This window comes from Streptomyces sp. NPDC046557 (genome assembly GCF_040645975.1).
Lineage (GTDB): Bacteria > Actinomycetota > Actinomycetes > Streptomycetales > Streptomycetaceae > Streptomyces.
Map to the genome: position 1 here is coordinate 59,273 of NZ_JBEYZH010000015.1, position 17,549 is coordinate 76,821.

The window sequence follows — 17,549 nt, forward strand, 5'->3', positions numbered from 1 at the left end:
CATGACCTCCCACATACAGGTACAGGGCAAGAGTCGGGGTCCGGCCGCCGACGGCGGTGCGGGCGGACCGGCGGGGGAGAGGCCCGCCGGGGTGTCCGACGGTCCGGGCGCCCTCCTCCTGCGCCTCCTGCGCGGCAACATGCGCCAGTACGGCATGTTGGTCGCCCTGACGCTGATCATCGCGCTGTTCCAGGTCTGGACCGACGGAACGCTGCTCAAGCCGCTCAACGTCACCAACCTGATCCAGCAGAACGGCTACATCCTCATCCTCGCCATCGGCATGATGATCGTCATCATCGCCGGCCACATCGACCTGTCGGTGGGCTCCCTGGCGGCCTTCGTCGGCGCCGCCGCGGCGGTGATGATGGTCCGTCACGACATGCCCTGGCCGGTCGCGGTCGCCCTCGCGCTGCTGATCGGCGCCCTGGCCGGCGCCTGGCAGGGCTTCTGGATCGCCTACGTCGGCATCCCCTCGTTCATCGTCACCCTCGCCGGGATGCTGCTCTTCCGCGGCGGTACCCAGATCCTGCTCCAAGGCCAGTCGGTGGCACCCTTCCCCCGGGGCTTCCGCCAGATCAGCAGCGGCTTCCTGCCGGAGCTCGGACCGCACACCGACTACCACAACCTCACGCTGCTCCTCGGCCTCGGTGTGCTCGCCCTGGCGGTCGTGCAGGAGGTCCGGGGCCGCCGGCAGGCCGCCGACTTCGGGATCCCGCTGCTCCCCGTGGGCTTCTTCGTCGCCAAGCTGGCCGCGATCACCGTCGCCGTCACCGTCTTCACCCTGTTGCTCGCCAGCTACCACGGCTTCCCGATCGTGCTGCTCATCCTGGGCGGGTTGCTGGTGGCCTTCGGGTACGCCATGCGCAACTCCGTCCTGGGCCGCCACACCTACGCGATCGGAGGCAACGAGGCCGCCGCCCGGCTGTCCGGTGTCAAGAGCAAGAGGATCGTCTTCCTCGCCTTCGTCACCATGGGGGTCCTCGCGGCGCTCGCCGGGCTCGTCTTCGCCGCCCGCCTCAACGCGGGCACCCCGCAGGCGGGCATCAACTTCGAACTGGAGGCGATCGCGGCGGCGTTCATCGGCGGCGCCTCCGCCTCCGGGGGCGTCGGAACCGTACTCGGCGCGATCATCGGCGGGTTGGTGCTCGGCGTGCTGAACAACGGCATGTCGTTGGTCGGGATCGGCACCGACTACCAGCAGGTCATCAAGGGACTCGTGCTCTTGGCGGCGGTCGGCTTCGACGTGTGGAACAAGCGCAGGGCGGGCGTCTGAGGCTCGTCCCCCAGGACGGTCCGGCCCATCGGGGCCGGGCCGTCCGCTTCGGCGTGTCCCGGTACGGGGCCCCCGGCGCCCCGCGCCATGGGTTGTCGGGCTCCCACGTCTTGACCCCCGAGGCGTGCGGGAGCATGGTGGGAGCGCTCCCACCACCGGTCGCGTCGACGCTCTCGACGCCCCCTCCCTCGACTTCCGCAGGGATGCCCACCGTCGGCGCCGCGTCAGGCACGCGCCGCAGCCGCAAGGAGTCGCCCATGCGAAACCCCCCGCACCTGCCCGCGTTACTCATGGGCGTGGCCCTCGCCGTGGCGAGCGCCGTGCCCCTGTTCCCCCGTCAGGCGGCGGCGGCCGAGCCCGCCTGCTCGGTCCGGTACACCGTCACCAACAGCTGGGACCACGGCTTCCAAGGCGCCCTCACCCTCACCAACAAGGGCGCACCGCTCTCCACCTGGGCCCTGACCTTCGACTTTCCCGGAACGCAGAAGGTCACCCAGGGCTGGAACGCGAACTGGTCCCAGTCGGCCCGCCATGTCACCGCGACCAACGAGAGCTGGAACGGCAGCCTCGGTACCGGCGCGAGCACCACCCTCGGGTTCCTGGCCGCATGGTCGGACGGCAACACCGCGCCGTCCGCGTTCGAGCTCGACGGTACCGTCTGCGACGCCCCGCCCACCGACCCGAGCGACCCGACGGACCCCACCGACCCGCCGACACCGCCGGTCCCCGGCCCACCGGCCCTACGGGTACAGGGCGACCGGCTGGTCGACTCCTCCGGCGCACCGCGCCGCCTGACCGGGGTCAACCGCTCCGGCGCGGAGTTCATGTGCGTCCAAGGCCACGGGATCTTCGACGGCCCCGTCGACGACCGGGCGCTGACGGCCATCGCCGACTGGAAGGCCAACACGGTCCGGGTACCCCTCAACGAGGAGTGCTGGCTCGGCCTCGACAACATCAAGCCGGAATACTCCGGAGTCCGCTACCGCGACGCGGTGACCGCTCTGGTCCGGCGGATCGAGGTGCACGGCATGACACCCGTCCTCGACCTGCACTGGTCCTGGGGCCAGTACACCGGAAACTCGTCGGGCTGCGCGGACGTCCACGCCACCTGCCAGAAGCCCATGCCCGACGCCCGCTACGGCCCCGCCTTCTGGACCTCGGTCGGCGAGACGTTCAAGGGCGACCCCGCCGTCGTCTTCGACCTGTTCAACGAGCCCTACCCGGACCGCGCCACCGCGACCGCCGAGCAGGCGTGGGCTTGCTGGCGGGACGGTGGGACCTGCCCCGGCATCGGGTACGAGGTGGCGGGCATGCAGCGACTCCTCACCGCCGTGCGGGCCACCGGGGCGAAGAACCTGGTCCTGGCCGCCGGACTCGCGTACGCCAACGACCTCGGCCAGTGGTGGGCCCACCGGCCACAGGACCCGTCCGGCAATCTCGCCGCCGCCTGGCACGTCTACAACTTCAACGCCTGCGCCACCGAGACCTGCTGGGACTCCGTCCTCACCCCCCTGGCCACCCACGTACCGGTCGTCACGGGGGAGATCGGCGAGAACACCTGCTCGCACGGCTTCGTCGACCGCGTCATGAGCTGGCTCGACGGCCACGGACTGTCCTACCTCGGCTGGACCTGGAACACCTGGGACTGCTCCTCCGGCCCTGCCCTGATCAGCTCCTACGACGGCACACCCACCCCCTACGGCATCGGCGTGCGGGACCACCTGCGCGCCGTCCCCCCACCCACTGGGAAGGACCCACGATGAACCCCACCACAACGATCCGTCCCCGCACGGCCTTACTGGCGGCCGCGGCCCTGGTCGCCGCGGCCACCGGCACCGCGACCGCGATGTCCCCCGGCGCCACGGGAGCCGCCGCGGCCGGATGCCGGGTCGACTACACCGTGCAGAACCAGTGGGGATCCGGCTTCACCGCCGCGGTCACCGTCACCAACACCGGCGCCCCCGTCCAGAGCTGGCAACTTGATTGGTCCTTCGCCGGGAACCAGCAGGTCACCCAAGGATGGAACGCCGCGCTCACGCAGAACGGCCGCGCCGCCACCGCCAAGAGCGTTTCCTACAACGGCGCTCTCGCCACGGGAGGCTCCGCCTCCTTCGGCTTCAACGCCTCCTACAGCGGCGCCAATCCCGTCCCCGCCACCTTCACACTCAACGGGGTCACCTGCCAGGCCCCCGGCGGACCCACCGACCCGCCCACTCCCACCGACCCGCCGCATCCGACCGACCCGCCCACCGGCCGCGTCGACAACCCCTACCGGGGAGCGGCGGTCTACGTGAACCCCGAATGGTCCGCGAAGGCGGCGGCCGAACCCGGTGGCAGCCGGATCGCGAACCAACCCACCGGCGTCTGGCTCGACCGGATCGCCGCCATCGCAGGCGCCGGGGGCGGCATGGGACTGCGCGACCACCTCGACCGGGCGCTGAGGCAGAAGGGGTCCGGGGAACTGGTCGTGCAGCTCGTCATCTACGACCTGCCCGGCCGCGACTGCGCCGCGCTCGCCTCCAACGGTGAACTGAAGCCCGACGAGATCGAGACGTACAAGACGCGGTACATCGACCCGATCGCCGCGATCTTGGCCGAGCCCAAGTACGCCGGTCTGCGCATCGTCACCACCGTCGAGATCGACTCGCTGCCCAACCTCGTAACCAACACCGGCGGCCGGCCGACCGCCACCCCGCAATGCGACACGATGAAGGCCAACGGCAACTACGTGAAGGGCGTCGGCTACGCCCTGAAGAAGCTGGGCGCCATCCCCAACGTCTACAACTACGTCGACGCGGGCCACCACGGCTGGCTCGGCTGGGACGACAACTTCGGCGCCTCCGCCGAGCTCTTCAAACAAGCCGCGACGGCCGAGGGAGCCACCCTCGCCTCGGTCCACGGCTTCATCACCAACACCGCCAACTACAGCGCCCTGAAGGAAGACCACTTCACCGTCGACGACACCGTGGCGGGCAAGTCCGTCCGAGAGTCGAAGTGGGTCGACTGGAACCGGTACCCGGACGAGCTGTCCTTCGCGCAGGCGTTCCGCGCCAAGCTGGTCTCCATCGGCTTCGATCCGGGGATCGGCATGCTCATCGACACCTCCCGCAACGGCTGGGGCGGCGCCGCCAGGCCGGCCGGCGCCGGCCCCTCGACCGGTGTGGACGCGTACGTCGACGGCGGGCGCTACGACCGCCGCATCCACATAGGCAACTGGTGCAACCAGTCGGGGGCGGGACTCGGCGAACGCCCGAAGGCCCAGCCCGCGCCCGGGATCGACGCCTATGTGTGGATGAAGCCGCCGGGCGAGTCGGATGGCTCCAGCGCGCAGATCCCCAACGACGAGGGCAAGGGCTTCGACCGGATGTGTGACCCGACGTACGGGGGCAACGCCCGCAACGGGTTCAACCCGTCGGGCGCCCTGCCCGGCGCGCCGCTGTCGGGCCGCTGGTTCTCGGCCCAGTTCCAGGAGCTGATGCGCAACGCTTACCCCCCGCTGTCGTGAGGTGAGCGTCCGCCGGTGACCGCGTCCGGGCGGTCACCGGCGCACGTGCGCCAGGGAGCCGGGCGGCTCTAGCGGGACGCCGTACCCGTGCTGCGGCGCAGGACGATCTCCGTGGGCACCAGGACGTGCCGGACCGCCCGGCCGCCGTGTTCCGCCGCCGAGGTCGCCTCCGCTCCGGCCTCACCCGCTCCGGGGAGGTCGGACCCGGGCCGGTCCGACCCCGTCAGTTCCTCCACCAGCAGTTCCAGGGCCCGGCGGCCCAGCTCGCCGAAGTCCTGGCGCACGGTGGTCAGCGGTGGCGTGAAGTAGGCGGCTTCCGAGATGTCGTCGAAGCCCACCACGCTGATGTCCCCGGGGATGGTCCGCCCCGCCTCGTGCAGGGCCCGCAGCAACCCGAGGGCGAGCTGGTCGTTCGCGCAGAACACGGCGGTGACCGTGGGGTCGTCCGCGAGGGTGAGCCCCGTCTCGTAACCGGCCCGGGCGCTCCAGTCGCCGGAGTGCGGAGCGGGCGCCCGTACCCCGGCCTCCTCCAGCGCCTTGCGCCATCCGGCCAGCCGCGTCGTCGTCTCCAGCCAACCGGGCGGACCGGAGATGTGGTGAACGGTGGCGTGCCCGAGGTCGAGAAGGTGCCGGGTGACGGCGTAGGCGCCCGCCTCGTTGTCCACCGACACCGTCGGCACGCGTGAGCCGGCGCCCGCACCGACCGCGACGACCGGGACGGCGGTGGTCAGCCGGGCGATCGCGCTCACCGCCGGGGTCTGCGGGGCGATCACCACGACCCCTTCGACGCCCTGGTCGCGGAGCCGGTCCACCGCGTCCTGCACCGAGCGCGTGTCGAGCGAACGCAGGCTCGCCACGCTGACGAAGTAACCCGCGCCGCGCGCCGCCTGCTCGATGCCGTCCAGCATGGAAGCCGGCCCGTGCAGGGCGCTCCCGAAGCTGACCACGCCCAGCGTCTGCGACCGGCGCGTCACCAGGGCGCGGGCCGCCACGTTGGGGCGGTAGTCGAGCTCCCGGATGGCCGCGAGGACCCGCTCGCGGGTTTCCGGCCGGACGTGCGGCGCACCGTTGAGCACCCGCGAGACCGTTTGGTGGGACACCCCCGCCACCCTGGCCACATCCGCCATGACGGGCTGTCGGGGCTCCGGTGCGCTGCGTCCCGTTCCCACTGAGAGCCCTCTCGTCAACGTGTCCGCGGCGCGGCGGGCGCGCGCAGCACTTACGACGGGAGTGTAATTGTCCACGATCACGATCACGGCCACCCCCCGCCGCGGCGGGGGTCAGAGCCAGCCGTTGCGGCGGAAGGCGCGGTAGAGGAGGCCGGAGGCCAGCGCCATGAGTCCGAGGGCGAGCGGGTAGCCGTAGCTCCAGCGCAGCTCGGGCATGTGCTCGAAGTTCATCCCGTACACGCCGGCGACCATGGTGGGGATCGCGAAGATCGCCGCCCAGGCCGAGATGCGGCGCATGTCGTCGTTCTGCCAGGTGCCCACCCGCGCCTGTTGCGCGTCCAGGACCGAGGTCAGCAGCTCGTCCAGGGACCGGACCTCGGTGTCGGTGCGGTGCAGATGGTCCGCCACGTCACGGAAGTAGGGCAGCACCTTCGGCGGATGGTCCTGCCCGTCGCCGACCGGGCCGGCCAGGAGCCCCTGGAGGACGGGCACCAAGGGCGCCACCGCGTCGCGGAACTCCCGCACCTCCCGCTTGAGGGAGTAGATGGCCTCGGTGTGATCGACGCGGGAGGTGGAGAAGACGCAGTCCTCCAGCTTCGTCAGCGCGGCCCGCACGTTGTCCGCGGAATCGCCGTAGGCGTCCACGACCACGTCGAGGACGGCGTGCAGGACGGACAGCGGGCCGAACCGCAGCATGCCGGGGTCGGCTTCGAGCCGGCGCGCGGCTTCGGCGGCCGGGTCCACGGGCCCGTGCCGCACCGTGAGCACGTACCGGGGACCGACGAACACCATCAGCTGTCCCGTCTCCACCGCGGCGTCGGCGTCGACGTACCAGAGCGTCTTCAGCGCGACGGCCAGCACGTCGCCGAAGCGCTCGCGCTTGGGGCGCTGCCGTGCCTGGACCGCGTCCTCGACCGCGAGGGGGTGCAGGCCCAGTTCCCCCGCCAGCCGCACCAGCTCCGACTCGGCCGGGTCGACCAGACGCACCCAGCCGAACTCGCCCCCACCCAGCCCGCGCAGCCGCTTCAGCACCAGTTGGCAGGCTTCGTCCTCCACGCCGCACTCCACCGTCTCCGCCCGGCCCGAGCCTTCCTCGTACATCACGCATTCCATGTCACGCGCATGCTTCAACGCGCCGGTTTCATGCGTCGCGCGATGACCGGCCGAGTTCTGCCCGTCAGCGCGTCGGGTTCCAGCCGTCGGTGCCGGCCAGTTCGGAGGCGGAGACGTTCACCGTCTCGTGGTAGGTGCCGCGCGGGACCAGCACGGTCCGGTGGGCGGCGGAGCCGTCGGTGGCGACCGTCACCGTACGGCCGCCGGACGAACCGGTGGGCGCACCGGTGCGGTGCGCTGTTCCCCCTCCGGTTGCCGCCGGGGACGCAGAAGGTTGCCGCACCCTCACCGAAACCCAGCCGCACCGGTGACCTGTCGGTGCCGTGTCGGTGCCGCGCCGGTGTCAGGCGCCGTCGATGAGTCGCTGGAGGCCGGGCGCGTACAGGTCCGCCAGCCGTTCGGCGCTCGCGCGGGATCCGGCGCCGTCCGGCCGGTGCAGGCTCAAAGTAGCGCCCAAGCCCAGCAGTTGGCCGGCGATGAGCTCGGCCCGCAACCGCGCGTCGGGGCCGGTCAGCGTGTCGGCCAGCCGGTCGGTGACCTGCTCGCGGAACCGGGCGCGCAGCAGGGTCCGTTCGTCCTCCATGCCCAGGGAGAACACGACCCGCAGCAGGGGGTCACCCCGGAGCCGGTCGCGCAGCTCGACCATCGTCAGGACCAGATGCCGGCCGAGCGTGGCCGGCGGAGCGGCGAAGAGCGCGTCGGCGGCCGCCCGGAAGTCGGCGACCGTGTTGAACAGGGCCTCCTTGCTGCCGAACCGTTTCACGATCAGTGACGGGCTCACCCCGGCGTCGGCGGCGATGCCGCGCATCGTGACCTCGGCGTACGGCCGCAGCGTGAACGCCCTGCGCGCGGCGCGCACGATGGCATCGCGTCCCGTCCCGGCACCGGCCTCCCCACCGGCCGTGGCGGTGACGGATTCGTCGGTGCTGCTCATGCGCTCTCCCGGGCGGCGGTCGCGGACGCTGACACCGTGACCGTACCGCCCGTGCGGCCTGGGCCGCGCGTGGCGCCGGCTCCGGGCCGGTCCGAGGGAAGGAACAGCGTGGCACCGAGGGCGGCCAGCGCCGCTCCGGCGGCGATGAGGAAGATCAGCAGGTAGGCATGCAGGGTGGGGGCGGTGCGGCCGTCGGCCACGAAGGTCACGTGCGCCAGCACGGCGGCGACCACGGCGCTGCAGCAGGCCTGGCCGACGGAACGCATCAGGGTGTTCAGCCCGTTGGCCGCCGCCGTCTCGCTCACCGGCACGGCCCGCATGACGAGGGCGGGCAGCGCCGAGTACGCGATCGCGGTGCCCGAGGCCACCACGGTGGCCCCGGCCACGATCAGCCAGAGGCTGTGGCTGGTGAAGAAGCGGACCACGTAGCCGACCGCCATGACGACGGCGGCGAGCGCGAGCGCGGTACGCGGCCCACGGGCGGCGGAGATCCTCGCGGAGACGGGCGAGAGGGCGACCATGGCCAGACCGCCCGGCAGCAGGCACAGGCCGCTCACCACGATGGAGGCACCGAGCCCGTACCCCGTGCTGGTGGGCTCCTGCACCATCTGACCGGTGACCAGGGAGTTCGCGTAGAAGGCGAACCCGATCAGCAGGGCCGCGACATTGGTGAGCAGCACGGCGGGCCGGGCGGAGACCCGCAGGTCCACCATGGGGGAGCGGGCGCGCAGCTCGTAGCGTCCCCACAGCACACCCACCACCACCGAGGCGCCGAGCAGGCCCAGGGTGCGCGCCGAGGTCCAGCCCCAGTCCGCGCCCTGGGTGATGGCCAGCAGCAGCCCGACGAGCGAACCGGTCAGCCCCAGGGTTCCCAGGACGTCGAAGCTGCCGCGGGAACGCACCGCGGACTCGGGGACGATCCACAGCACCAGGAGCAGATCGAGCAGGCCGAGCGCGGCCGATGCCCAGAACATGGTGTGCCAGTCGAAGTTCTCGATCACCACCGCGGCCACCGGCAGGCCGATCGCCGCACCGATGCCGAGGGTCGAGCTCATGAGCGCGATCGAGGACAGGACGCGCTCCGCCGGGAGTTCGTCGCGGATGATGCTGATGCCCAGGGGGATCACCGCGAGCGCCGCGCCCTGCAGGGCCCGGCCGGTGATCAGCACTCCGATGTCGGAGCTGACCGCGCACAGTGCGGAACCGGCCGTGAGCACGCCCAGGGACGCGAGCAGGACCCGACGCTTCCCGTACATGTCACCCACGCGGCCGAGCACCGGCGTGAAGACCGCGCCGGTGAGGAGGGTGATGGTCACCAGCCAGCCCGCGGCGCCGGGACTCGCCCCCGTCAGGTCCGGGACGTGCGGCAGCAGGGGCACCACGAGGGTCTGCATCACGGCGACGACCATGCCGCAGAAGGCGAGGACGGGGACGACGGCCCGGGGATGGGGAGAGGCCGCGGGTGCCGGAGCGGGGGCGGGTATCGCGGAGGACATGCTGCTCCAGACGCGGGGACGAGAGCGGGCACAGCGGGGTGCACAACTGTTCACCCTCAGGGTAAACGATTGTGCACCCCGCTATCCGGTGCGGTCGCCGGTGCGGTCGCCGGCGCTTTCTCCGGTGCCCGCTTCCGTGCCCGCGACCTACGCGTTCCCGCTCCCGTCCCGCCGCCGGAGCAATTCCTCCACGGCGCTCGGCAGGGTCGTCTCGAAGTCGATCAGCTTCGCCCAGGTCGGCGTCACGACGATCCGGACCATCCCGTCGTAGAGCGAGCGGACGCCGGCCTCCCACTCGACCCGCTGCTCGGGCGTCATCCGGTAGGTGCCGTTCGCCTGTAGGTACTCGTCCGGGATGCCGTCGACGACGTCCAGTTCGGCCCGCCCGCGAATGAGGAGGATCTGCGGAGGGTGGACCTCGGTGTCGATGGTCAGGGCCACCGCCGGGTTGTGGCGCAGCGCCGGCAGCTTCGGCGCGTTCTTGGCGGTGCACATGACGATCTCCGAGCCGTTCCAGACGAAGGCGATCGGTACGGCCCGGGGTGTGCCGTCCTTGGCGACGTAGGCCAGCCGCGTCAGATCGCGGGCCAGGAGTTCCCGGCTGATCGGACGGTCCAGGATCTCGTCGATCTCGCTCTGCCGCACGATCGGCCCGCCTTCCGAGGGTCGTCCACCAGTCCGCTTCCGAGGGTCGTCCACCAGTCCGCCCAGCTTAGGAGCCCGGCGGCCCGGGACGAGGCCGCCACACCCGCGGGGGCGCGGCGGCCCCGCGCGGGCCGAGCGCGGTGGGCCGCGCCATCGGCGGAGCCGCGATCAGTGCACCTGGATGCCTGCGGCGGTTGCCCGACCCCCGCTGTAACAGGTGGCCGTGCTGGTGGTGCCCACGCGGTTCCACGTCGGGTCGTAGACGTAGTAGTCCTTCGCCCACGTCCTGACGCACTTGGTGTACACGCGGAACTCGCCGGTGCCGTTGGTACACGTACCGGCCGCGGTGGTCCCGGAGGCGTACCAGGTGCGGCAGTCATAGGCGTCCGCGGACGCCGGGCCAGCGACGGCGACCGTCAAGGCCGCCCCGAGGGCCGTCGAGACGATCAGGGACACAACGCGCTTCATACGGGCCTCCGTTGAGGGAAGAGTCCTCGGCGCTGCCCACTATCCCCGCGTGGGACCGATTCGGCCACCACGGACGGGTGTTCGGCCCGTCGGCGGCCGGGTCTATCCGAACAAGGGGAACCGGGCGGCGTCCGCACCCAGGCGGTTCCGGTCGGCGTCGCTCAGCGGGGCCCGCCCGGTCGCCACGCGCGCGTACCGCGCGTCGTCCCACGTCACCGGCGCCGGGTGGCCGAGCAGTCCGTCCAGCGTGCGGCGGACCTCTCCGAGCCCCTCCGCCGAAGGGCCCCGGGCGTCGGGGAGGGAGACGACGAGGTCGAGATGGTGGATCGTCGCCTCGACGGCCAGTGTGCGGAGCAGATCCCCGGCGGCCAGTACGTGGCCCTGCGTGGCGACCGGCCGGTCGAGCGCGGCGCCGGTCGCCGCGTCCACCACCGCGGCCGCGGTCTCCGCGTACAGCTCACACAACTGCTCGACGTGCAGGAACATACCGGCGACCACGCGGTTGAACCTCCGGCCGTTGGCGGCGCCCACCGTCCCCGGACGCCAGTCTGCCCAGTAGCCGACAGCGTCCCGGTCCGGCGCTCTGTCGACAGGCGTGTGCAGCGCCACCAGGCCGCGCTGCGCGTCGCGCAGGCAGTGGTAGACGAGGTCGCGCACCGACCAGCCGAGGCAGCCGGTCGGCAGCCACGACCGCTCGTCCGTGATCGTCGCGACGACGGCGCCGAACGCACCGTACGCCGAGCGCAACACCTGGGCCGGCTCGGGGACTTCCTTCTCGTGCGGCATGCCCGCGAGCGTAAGCCGGTCGCCCGTCCACCGACAACCGTGCCGTGGAGGCGCGCGGGTAGCCGACCGTCAGCCACCCGATCGGGGTTCGCCGGACAGGACTTCCACCTTGCCGGTGTCGAGCGAGTAGTAGGCACCCGCCACGGCGAGGGCGCCCTTGCCCACCAGCGGCGCGAGGTCCTGGTTCGAGCGCAGGGCGGTCGCGGTCAGCGTGACCTGGGCCCGGGCCATGGTGTCGACCGGGTCGGCGCCGCCTTCCTTCACGGCCTGCGCGTACGCCGGCTCCAGGGCCTTGACGATCGCCTGTAGGTTGCCGGGCAGCGGCTTGCCGTCCCGCAGCGACTTGTACGCCGCCTCCACGGCTCCGCACCGTTGGTGCCCGAGGACCACGATCAGCGGAGTGCCGCTCGTCATCGGTCCGTACTCGACGGAACCGGTCACCACCGGTGCGACCGCCTCCCCACCCGTGCGCATCACGTACAGGTCACCCAGCCCGGTGTCGAAGAGGAGTTCGGGCGGCACCCGGGAGTCGATGCAGGCGAGGATCGACGCGAAGGGCTCCTGGCTCTGGGCCACGAACTGACGCCGGTCCGGATCGCGGTCGGGGTGGTGCAGGTCTCCGCTCACCCAGCGCCCGTTGCCCTCCATCAGGCGGGTGAACGCGGCGGTGGGGGTGGTCGGCCGCGCACTCGACGAAGCGTCGGCCGCCGGCGTGGCGGCGCTCTTCGTCGCGCATCCGACGAGGCCGACCGAGGCGCTCGCGAGCACGCCGGCCAACAGGGTCCTACGATCCGGCGCCGCCGCAGTGTCCATCGATCGTTCCGTTCCCCTCGGTGTGCCGCAGAGCCCCGGCCGTGCGTCGACCACGGCGATTGTCCGGCGCCGGGCGGCCGACCGGTCGGAAGGCGCGCGCGGGTGCGGGCCAGTTCGCCACCGACGGCCCACACGGCGGGCGGCCCACGCGGGCGCGCCGCAGTCGTATCGGAAAGACCGCTCGTCGCCTATTCTTCCGGTCCTGGAGCGACGGGGGAGGGCTCATGTCCGAGCGGAAACCGGCCGGAACCGCCTACGGCGGGCGGCCTTGGTTCACGGCCAACGAGGGGCTCGCCTTCCTCGTGGAGATCGTGGCGCTGGCCGTCCTCGCCTGGTGGGGATACCGGACCGGCGGCGGCGGTGTCACCGGCGGGTTGCTCGCCGCGGGGACCTTGGCCGTGACCATCGCGCCGTGGGGCCTGTTCGCCGCGCCGAAGGCCCGTTTCCCCCTGCCCCTGGCGGGAGTCCTGACGGTCAAGGCACTGGTGCTGGGTGGCAGCGCCGCCGCCCTGTACGCCCTCGACCACCACACCGCCGCGCTGCTGTGGGCCGCCGTCGTGGTGGCCAACACCGCGGTCGCCGAAACCCTGCGCCGCCGGCGCTGACGCGGGGTCAGTCGGCGAGCCGCTCACCGCCGTCCTGCTCGGCCGGGAGGCCGGCGACGGCGTGCAGGCTGCGTTCCGCCAGGATCAGGGACCGCTCGCGGACGCAGTCGGCGTGCACGACGACCTCGCCGGGATCGAGGCAGTCGATCGCGCTCTGTACGGCCGCCAGGGCGGGCTCGTACCGTTTCAACCTGCGCAGCGCCCCCGCCTTGCGGAACAGTGCCTCCGGCCCGAGCAGGCCCTCCGAGAGGGCCGAGGTCTCCAACAGGTCCAGCATCAGCGACGCCTGCCGGGGGAGGTTCTCCCCGAGCCACAGCCCGTGCAGCAACGCGTGGACCACCTTGTCCTCGTCGCCCGCCCGGGCCACCACCGCCTCCATCAGCTCCAGCCCTTCCGTCCGCGAACGCCCGAGCAGGGCGAAGGCGCGCAAGGCGTCGGTGTACGGGTCCTGGGAGCCACGCCCGGACGGCAGCCCGGCGAAGAACTCCTCGATGGCGAGACAGCGGAAGTCGTACCGCAGGGTCGTCAGGTACGAGTGCCACAGGCCCCGTCCGAACGCGGTGCCCGGATCCGACGCCGTCACGTACGCGTCGTCCAGGAACAGCAGGGCGCTGAACCCCTCGGCCCGCGCCCGCCACGCGAGGTCGCCCGTCACCCGGGCAGACTCGCGCCACGTCGCCCCTCCCCGCGCGAGCCATCCGGCGGCCTCCCGCGTCCAGTCCCGCCCCGAGCCGATCTCCTCCGCCACCCGGGCGCGCACCATCACCCAGCCACGCCGGCGCAGCGCCTCGTCCCCCTGCCCCAGCGCGTACTCCACGGCATCGGCCGCCCTCGGCAGCCGCCACAGCCCGCCCGCCGCCCGCTCCGAGGCGGCCGTCCACCGCGGGGGCAGCGCACGGATCGCCGCCTTCGCCGCTTCCAGCCCGGGATGACGATCCCGCAGGGCCTGTCGTTCCACGTGCACCAGCCGCCTTCCACACCTACGACACGTTCGCGGCGCACCGACGCGCCCGCGCGCCCGTCGTCCACCCTCCACGGTGATACCCGAGCCCGGGCCGGGACGGGCGACGACGCGGCCACATGGGCTAGCCGATGCATCCGCGACAGCCTGACGGGGGGAAGGGAAGGAGGAGCAGCGGTCGCTGCGCGCCGGAGCGAGAGGGCGGGGAGATTGGACGGGGACGCGGACGCCGACGTGGTGATCATCGGGGCGGGCGCCGCGGGCCTGGGTCTCGCGCTGCGGCTGACCGCCCCCGGGGCCTGGGCCGCCCGTCCCCCTTCGGTGACCGTCCTGGAGGCGTACCCCGGCCCCTTGCGCGTGCCGGACCGGACCTGGTGCTTCTGGGAGCGGGGGCCGGGCGAACACGATCCGCTGTTGACCGGCCACTGGGACCGGCTGAGAGTGACCGGCGGCGACGGCCGCCCGGCCGAATCGGACCTCGGGCCGTGGCGGTACAAGATGCTGCGCTCCGCTCGATTCGAGGCGGCCGCCCGGCAGACGCTGGCGGCCCGGGGCTGCGGGCGCCGCACCGTGGACGTCGACTCGGTGCGGGACCACCCGGGCGGGGCCGAGGTACGCGGACACGACGCGGACGGGCGTACGCGGACGTTCCGTGCCCGTTGGGTGTTCGACTCGCGCCCGCCGCGACCCCTGCCCCCCTCCCGCACCACCCTGCTCCAACACTTCAAGGGCTGGTTCGTGCGGACCCCCGCTCCGGCCTTCGATCCGTCCCACGCCCACCTGATGGACTTCCGCACGCCGCAGCCGACCTCGGGCCTGTCCTTCGGCTACGTCCTGCCGTTCAGCCGCACCGAGGCCCTCGTGGAGTACACGCGGTTCTCGTCGCGCGTGCTGCCCGACGCGGCCTACGACGGGGAACTGCGGGACTACTGCCGCGACGTCCTCGGACTGCGCGCCTTCACGGTCACCGGCACCGAAGCGGGCGTCATCCCCATGACCGATGCCCGCTTCCCGCGCCGGCGGGGCCGCGCGATCGTCCCCATCGGAGCGGCCGGCGGTGCGACCCGGCCCTCGACGGGCTACACCTTCGCCGCGATCCAGCGCCAGACCCGCGCCATCGACACGGCGCTGCGCCACGGTCACGACCCGGCCGTCCCCGCCCCGTACGGGGCCCGCCCACTGGCCATGGACGCGGTGCTGCTGCGCGCCCTCGCGACCGGGCGGATGGACGGGGCGCGGTTCTTCACCGACCTCTTCCGGACCGTGCCGGCCGACCGCCTGTTGCGGTTCCTGGACGGCACGACGACCTGGTGGGAGGACCTCCTGCTCGGTCTGCGGACCCCGATGGCCCCGATGCTGCTGACCCTGCTGGAACTGCCCCTGGTGCGACGACGGACGCACCCCTGAGCCGCCGAGGACGCTTGCGCGGCCTCCCACGGAAGGAACCCCGCACCCCATGCCCGCCACACGATCCGTGCCCCTGCTGCGCGACGAGGACCTGTCCGCCGCTTTCGACCACGCCGCCTCGACCTACGACCTGCTGGTCGGCGCCCACCCCGGCTACCACAGCCAACTGCGCCGTTCGGCCCGCCGCCTCGGCGTCCGGTCGCTGCCCCACGGCGGCCGGCTGCTCGATCTGGGCTGCGGAACGGGCGCCTCGACCGCCGCGCTGCTCGCCGCGGGTGCCCACGGGTGTGGGATCACGGCGGTCGACGCCTCGGCGGGGATGCTGGCGCGGGCGGCCTCGAAGCGGTGGCCGGCGCACGTCTCCTTCGTGCACGCAGCGGCGGACCGTTTGGATCAGGCCGGAGCGGGCGGCCCGTTCGACGCGGTCTTCGCCGCCTACCTCTTCCGCAACGTCACGGACACCGACGGCGCGTTGGCGGCGGTTCTCGCCGCCATGGCACCCGGCGGTCGGATCGCCGTACACGAGTACACGCTGAGCGGCCGCGCGGTACACCGGGCCGCTTGGACCGCCGTGTGCCGGGGAGTGGTGATGCCGCTCGGCCGCATGACGGGGGACGCGGCCCTGTACGCGCACTTGTGGCGCAGCGTCGTCGGCTTCGACACGGCCCCGAGGTTCGCGGACAGGATGCGCCGCGCCGGTTTCCTCGACGTACGCACCCTGCCGCTCGCGGGATGGCAGGGGGGCATCACGCACACGTTCGTGGCGCGGGCCCCGAGGCGCGAGGAGCGGGCGGCATGACGTCCAAGGGCCGGGAGCGCCGCCATCCCGGGAGGGACCGGCGGGCGCACGAGGTGCCGGGGCGTCCGGGCCGCGAGCGGATCCAGGGCGAGCCGCCGCGCGTCGCGGTGGTCGGCGGCGGCATCGCGGGTCTGGCCGCCGCGGTGCCGCTGGCGGAGCGCGGGGTGGCGGTGACCGTGTTCGAGCGGGAGAACGGGCTCGGCGGGCGACTGGCCGGGTGGCCGGTCCGTCTCGGTGACGGATCGCGGGCAACGATGAGCCGCGGCTTCCATGCCTTCTTCCGCCAGTACTACAACCTGCGCGCGCTGTTGAGGCGTACCGATCCGGGCCTGCACGCTCTCGTGGGGCTGCCCGACTACCCCCTTCGGCACAGCGGCGGCGGCGAGGACGGCTTCGCCCGGGTACCGCGCACTCCTCCGCTCAGCGCCCTGGGCTTCGTCGCCCGCAGCCCCTCCTTCGGTTGGCGCGACCTGACCCGGATGGACGCCCGGGCCGCGCTGCCACTGCTGGACGTGGCGGTGCCCGAGGTCTACCGAACGCTCGACGGGGTGAGCGCCGAGGAGTTCCTGGCCGCGATCCGGTTCCCGCGGGCCGCGCGGCACCTCGCGTTCGAGGTGTTCTCCCGCAGCTTCTTCGCCGATCCGTCCCGGCTGTCGGCCGCCGAACTGGTGCTGATGTTCCACATTTACTTCCTCGGTTCCGGCGAGGGCCTGCTCTTCGACGTGCCGCGCGAGCCGTTCCCCCAGGCCTTGTGGGAGCCGCTCGGCCGTCACCTGGCCGCCTTGGGCGCCGACGTGCGCACGGCCACGGCCGTGGAGGAGGTACGCCCGACAGGTGCGGGCGGCTACGAGGTGCGGACGGCCGGCCGCATCGAACGCTACGACGCCGTCGTCCTCGCCATGGACGTCAAAGGGCTACGGCGGGTCGTGGCTGCCTGCGACGACCTCGGCGACGAACGGTGGCGCGAGGACATCGCAGGGCTGCGCACCGCCCCGCCGTTCCTCGTCACGCGGCTCTGGCTGGACCGTCCGGTCCGACCACAGCGGCCCGGTTTCCTCGGGACGAGCGGTTACGGGGACCTGGACAACGTCAGCGTCCCGGACCGCTGGGAAGGCGAGGCCCACCGCTGGGCGCTGCGGACCGGTGGCTCGGTGGTCGAACTGCACGCCTACGCCGTGGACCCGGCGCGGGAGCGTTCGGGGGTGGAGGAACGGCTCGTGGAGCAGTTGCACACGGTGTACGAGGAGACCCGGGGGGCCAGGGCGGTCGACGTACGGCACGAATGGCGCGACGACTGCCCGCTGTTCGAACTCGGCGGCTACACCTCCCGTCCGGGGGTGCGCACTGCCGATCCGCGACTGTTGGTGGCGGGCGACATGGTGCGTACGGGGCTGCCGGTGGCCCTGATGGAGCGGGCCGCGACCAGCGGGTTCCTGGCCGCCAACGCGCTGCTGGAGCAGTGGGGGCTACGGGGCGAGACGCTGTGGACGGTGCCGGAACGGGGGCGGTCCATCCTGATGCGGACGCTGGCGAGGCTGGGCCGGGCGCCCGCCTGAACACCGCGCCGTCCCGAGC

17 protein-coding genes are annotated in these 17,549 nt (G+C 72.8%); 7 read left to right on the forward strand and 10 right to left on the reverse strand.

The features are described 5' to 3' along the window. Position 1: 1 nt before the first annotated feature. The 3 genes from mmsB to ABZ934_RS23115 all read left to right on the forward strand — a co-directional run bounded on the left by mmsB (position 2) and on the right by ABZ934_RS23115 (position 4,778). On the forward strand, positions 2 to 1,273 hold the full coding sequence (gene mmsB / locus ABZ934_RS23105; RefSeq protein WP_361316293.1) for a multiple monosaccharide ABC transporter permease: 1,272 nt from the start codon (positions 2 to 4) through the stop codon (positions 1,271 to 1,273). Between the two features lie 257 nt (positions 1,274 to 1,530). Further along, on the forward strand, positions 1,531 to 3,036 hold the full coding sequence (locus ABZ934_RS23110) for a cellulose binding domain-containing protein (RefSeq protein WP_361316295.1): 1,506 nt from the start codon (positions 1,531 to 1,533) through the stop codon (positions 3,034 to 3,036). Next, positions 3,033 to 4,778, forward strand: a complete 1,746-nt coding sequence (locus tag ABZ934_RS23115; RefSeq protein WP_361316297.1) for a glycoside hydrolase family 6 protein — start codon at positions 3,033 to 3,035, stop codon at positions 4,776 to 4,778. The genes ABZ934_RS23110 and ABZ934_RS23115 overlap by 4 nt, the downstream gene beginning before the upstream one ends. A gap of 68 nt (positions 4,779 to 4,846) precedes the next feature. Here the strand turns inward: ABZ934_RS23115 and ABZ934_RS23120 are convergent, their stop codons facing one another. From ABZ934_RS23120 to ABZ934_RS23160, 9 genes are all read right to left on the reverse strand, one after another. Continuing rightward, positions 4,847 to 5,905 (reverse strand): LacI family DNA-binding transcriptional regulator, encoded by a 1,059-nt coding sequence (locus tag ABZ934_RS23120; RefSeq protein ID WP_361316485.1) that lies wholly within the window; start codon positions 5,903 to 5,905, stop codon positions 4,847 to 4,849. A gap of 153 nt (positions 5,906 to 6,058) precedes the next feature. Continuing rightward, complete coding sequence (locus tag ABZ934_RS23125; RefSeq protein WP_361316299.1) at positions 6,059 to 7,078, reverse strand: magnesium and cobalt transport protein CorA; 1,020 nt, start codon at positions 7,076 to 7,078, stop codon at positions 6,059 to 6,061. Between the two features lie 46 nt (positions 7,079 to 7,124). Further along, positions 7,125 to 7,253, reverse strand: a complete 129-nt coding sequence (locus ABZ934_RS23130; protein WP_361316301.1) for a hypothetical protein — start codon at positions 7,251 to 7,253, stop codon at positions 7,125 to 7,127. Between the two features lie 150 nt (positions 7,254 to 7,403). Continuing rightward, positions 7,404 to 7,994, reverse strand: a complete 591-nt coding sequence (locus ABZ934_RS23135) for a TetR family transcriptional regulator (protein WP_361316303.1) — start codon at positions 7,992 to 7,994, stop codon at positions 7,404 to 7,406. Continuing rightward, entirely contained in the window at positions 7,991 to 9,490 is a 1,500-nt protein-coding gene (locus ABZ934_RS23140) for an MFS transporter (RefSeq protein ID WP_361316306.1), read from the reverse strand. Before ABZ934_RS23140 ends, ABZ934_RS23135 begins: the two co-directional genes overlap by 4 nt. Positions 9,491 to 9,637: 147 nt before the next feature. Then, a complete protein-coding gene (locus ABZ934_RS23145) occupies positions 9,638 to 10,135 on the reverse strand; it encodes a pyridoxamine 5'-phosphate oxidase family protein (RefSeq protein WP_361316309.1) in 498 nt (165 codons plus the stop codon). A 168-nt stretch (positions 10,136 to 10,303) separates the two neighbouring features. Next, complete coding sequence (locus ABZ934_RS23150) at positions 10,304 to 10,603, reverse strand: hypothetical protein (RefSeq protein WP_361316311.1); 300 nt, start codon at positions 10,601 to 10,603, stop codon at positions 10,304 to 10,306. A 102-nt stretch (positions 10,604 to 10,705) separates the two neighbouring features. Further along, positions 10,706 to 11,389 carry a maleylpyruvate isomerase N-terminal domain-containing protein gene (locus ABZ934_RS23155; RefSeq protein WP_361316314.1) on the reverse strand — a complete coding sequence of 228 codons (684 nt, stop codon included), beginning with the start codon at positions 11,387 to 11,389 and terminating at the stop codon, positions 10,706 to 10,708. Between the two features lie 69 nt (positions 11,390 to 11,458). After that, on the reverse strand, positions 11,459 to 12,202 hold the full coding sequence (locus ABZ934_RS23160) for a carbonic anhydrase (protein ID WP_361316316.1): 744 nt from the start codon (positions 12,200 to 12,202) through the stop codon (positions 11,459 to 11,461). A gap of 224 nt (positions 12,203 to 12,426) precedes the next feature. Here ABZ934_RS23160 and ABZ934_RS23165 point away from each other — a divergent pair, with 224 nt between their 5' ends. Then, the gene (locus ABZ934_RS23165; protein WP_361316318.1) at positions 12,427 to 12,807 is read left to right on the forward strand and encodes a YrdB family protein; all 381 of its coding nucleotides are present in this window, start codon (positions 12,427 to 12,429) and stop codon (positions 12,805 to 12,807) included. A 7-nt stretch (positions 12,808 to 12,814) separates the two neighbouring features. On the opposite strand, the gene ABZ934_RS23170 is transcribed toward ABZ934_RS23165, so the two are convergent. Further along, positions 12,815 to 13,765 (reverse strand): hypothetical protein, encoded by a 951-nt coding sequence (locus ABZ934_RS23170; RefSeq protein WP_361316320.1) that lies wholly within the window; start codon positions 13,763 to 13,765, stop codon positions 12,815 to 12,817. Between the two features lie 213 nt (positions 13,766 to 13,978). On the opposite strand from ABZ934_RS23170, the gene ABZ934_RS23175 reads away from it, so the two are divergent. The 3 genes from ABZ934_RS23175 (at position 13,979) to ABZ934_RS23185 (ending at position 17,530) form a co-directional block, all read left to right on the forward strand. Next, positions 13,979 to 15,175 (forward strand): lycopene cyclase family protein, encoded by a 1,197-nt coding sequence (locus tag ABZ934_RS23175; protein WP_361316322.1) that lies wholly within the window; start codon positions 13,979 to 13,981, stop codon positions 15,173 to 15,175. A 67-nt stretch (positions 15,176 to 15,242) separates the two neighbouring features. Then, positions 15,243 to 15,974, forward strand: a complete 732-nt coding sequence (locus tag ABZ934_RS23180; RefSeq protein ID WP_361316488.1) for a class I SAM-dependent methyltransferase — start codon at positions 15,243 to 15,245, stop codon at positions 15,972 to 15,974. Continuing rightward, positions 15,971 to 17,530: an FAD-dependent oxidoreductase gene (locus ABZ934_RS23185; protein ID WP_361316325.1), complete on the forward strand. Its 1,560-nt coding sequence runs from the start codon at positions 15,971 to 15,973 to the stop codon at positions 17,528 to 17,530. Before ABZ934_RS23180 ends, ABZ934_RS23185 begins: the two co-directional genes overlap by 4 nt. The last annotated feature ends 19 nt before the right edge of the window (positions 17,531 to 17,549 follow it).

Bases quoted from the DNA above. Each gene is read 5' to 3' on its own strand.
- ABZ934_RS23150 (WP_361316311.1), bottom strand. From the start codon at position 10,603: ATGAAGCGCGTTGTGTCCCTGATCGTCTCGACGGCCCTCGGGGCGGCC.
- ABZ934_RS23115 (WP_361316297.1), top strand. From the start codon at position 3,033: ATGAACCCCACCACAACGATCCGTCCCCGCACGGCCTTACTGGCGGCC.
- ABZ934_RS23185 (WP_361316325.1), top strand. From the start codon at position 15,971: ATGACGTCCAAGGGCCGGGAGCGCCGCCATCCCGGGAGGGACCGGCGG.
- ABZ934_RS23120 (WP_361316485.1), bottom strand. From the start codon at position 5,905: ATGGCGGATGTGGCCAGGGTGGCGGGGGTGTCCCACCAAACGGTCTCG.
- ABZ934_RS23135 (WP_361316303.1), bottom strand. From the start codon at position 7,994: ATGAGCAGCACCGACGAATCCGTCACCGCCACGGCCGGTGGGGAGGCC.
- mmsB (WP_361316293.1), top strand. From the start codon at position 2: ATGACCTCCCACATACAGGTACAGGGCAAGAGTCGGGGTCCGGCCGCC.
- ABZ934_RS23160 (WP_361316316.1), bottom strand. From the start codon at position 12,202: ATGGACACTGCGGCGGCGCCGGATCGTAGGACCCTGTTGGCCGGCGTG.
- ABZ934_RS23110 (WP_361316295.1), top strand. From the start codon at position 1,531: ATGCGAAACCCCCCGCACCTGCCCGCGTTACTCATGGGCGTGGCCCTC.
- ABZ934_RS23165 (WP_361316318.1), top strand. From the start codon at position 12,427: ATGTCCGAGCGGAAACCGGCCGGAACCGCCTACGGCGGGCGGCCTTGG.
- ABZ934_RS23140 (WP_361316306.1), bottom strand. From the start codon at position 9,490: ATGTCCTCCGCGATACCCGCCCCCGCTCCGGCACCCGCGGCCTCTCCC.
- ABZ934_RS23155 (WP_361316314.1), bottom strand. From the start codon at position 11,389: ATGCCGCACGAGAAGGAAGTCCCCGAGCCGGCCCAGGTGTTGCGCTCG.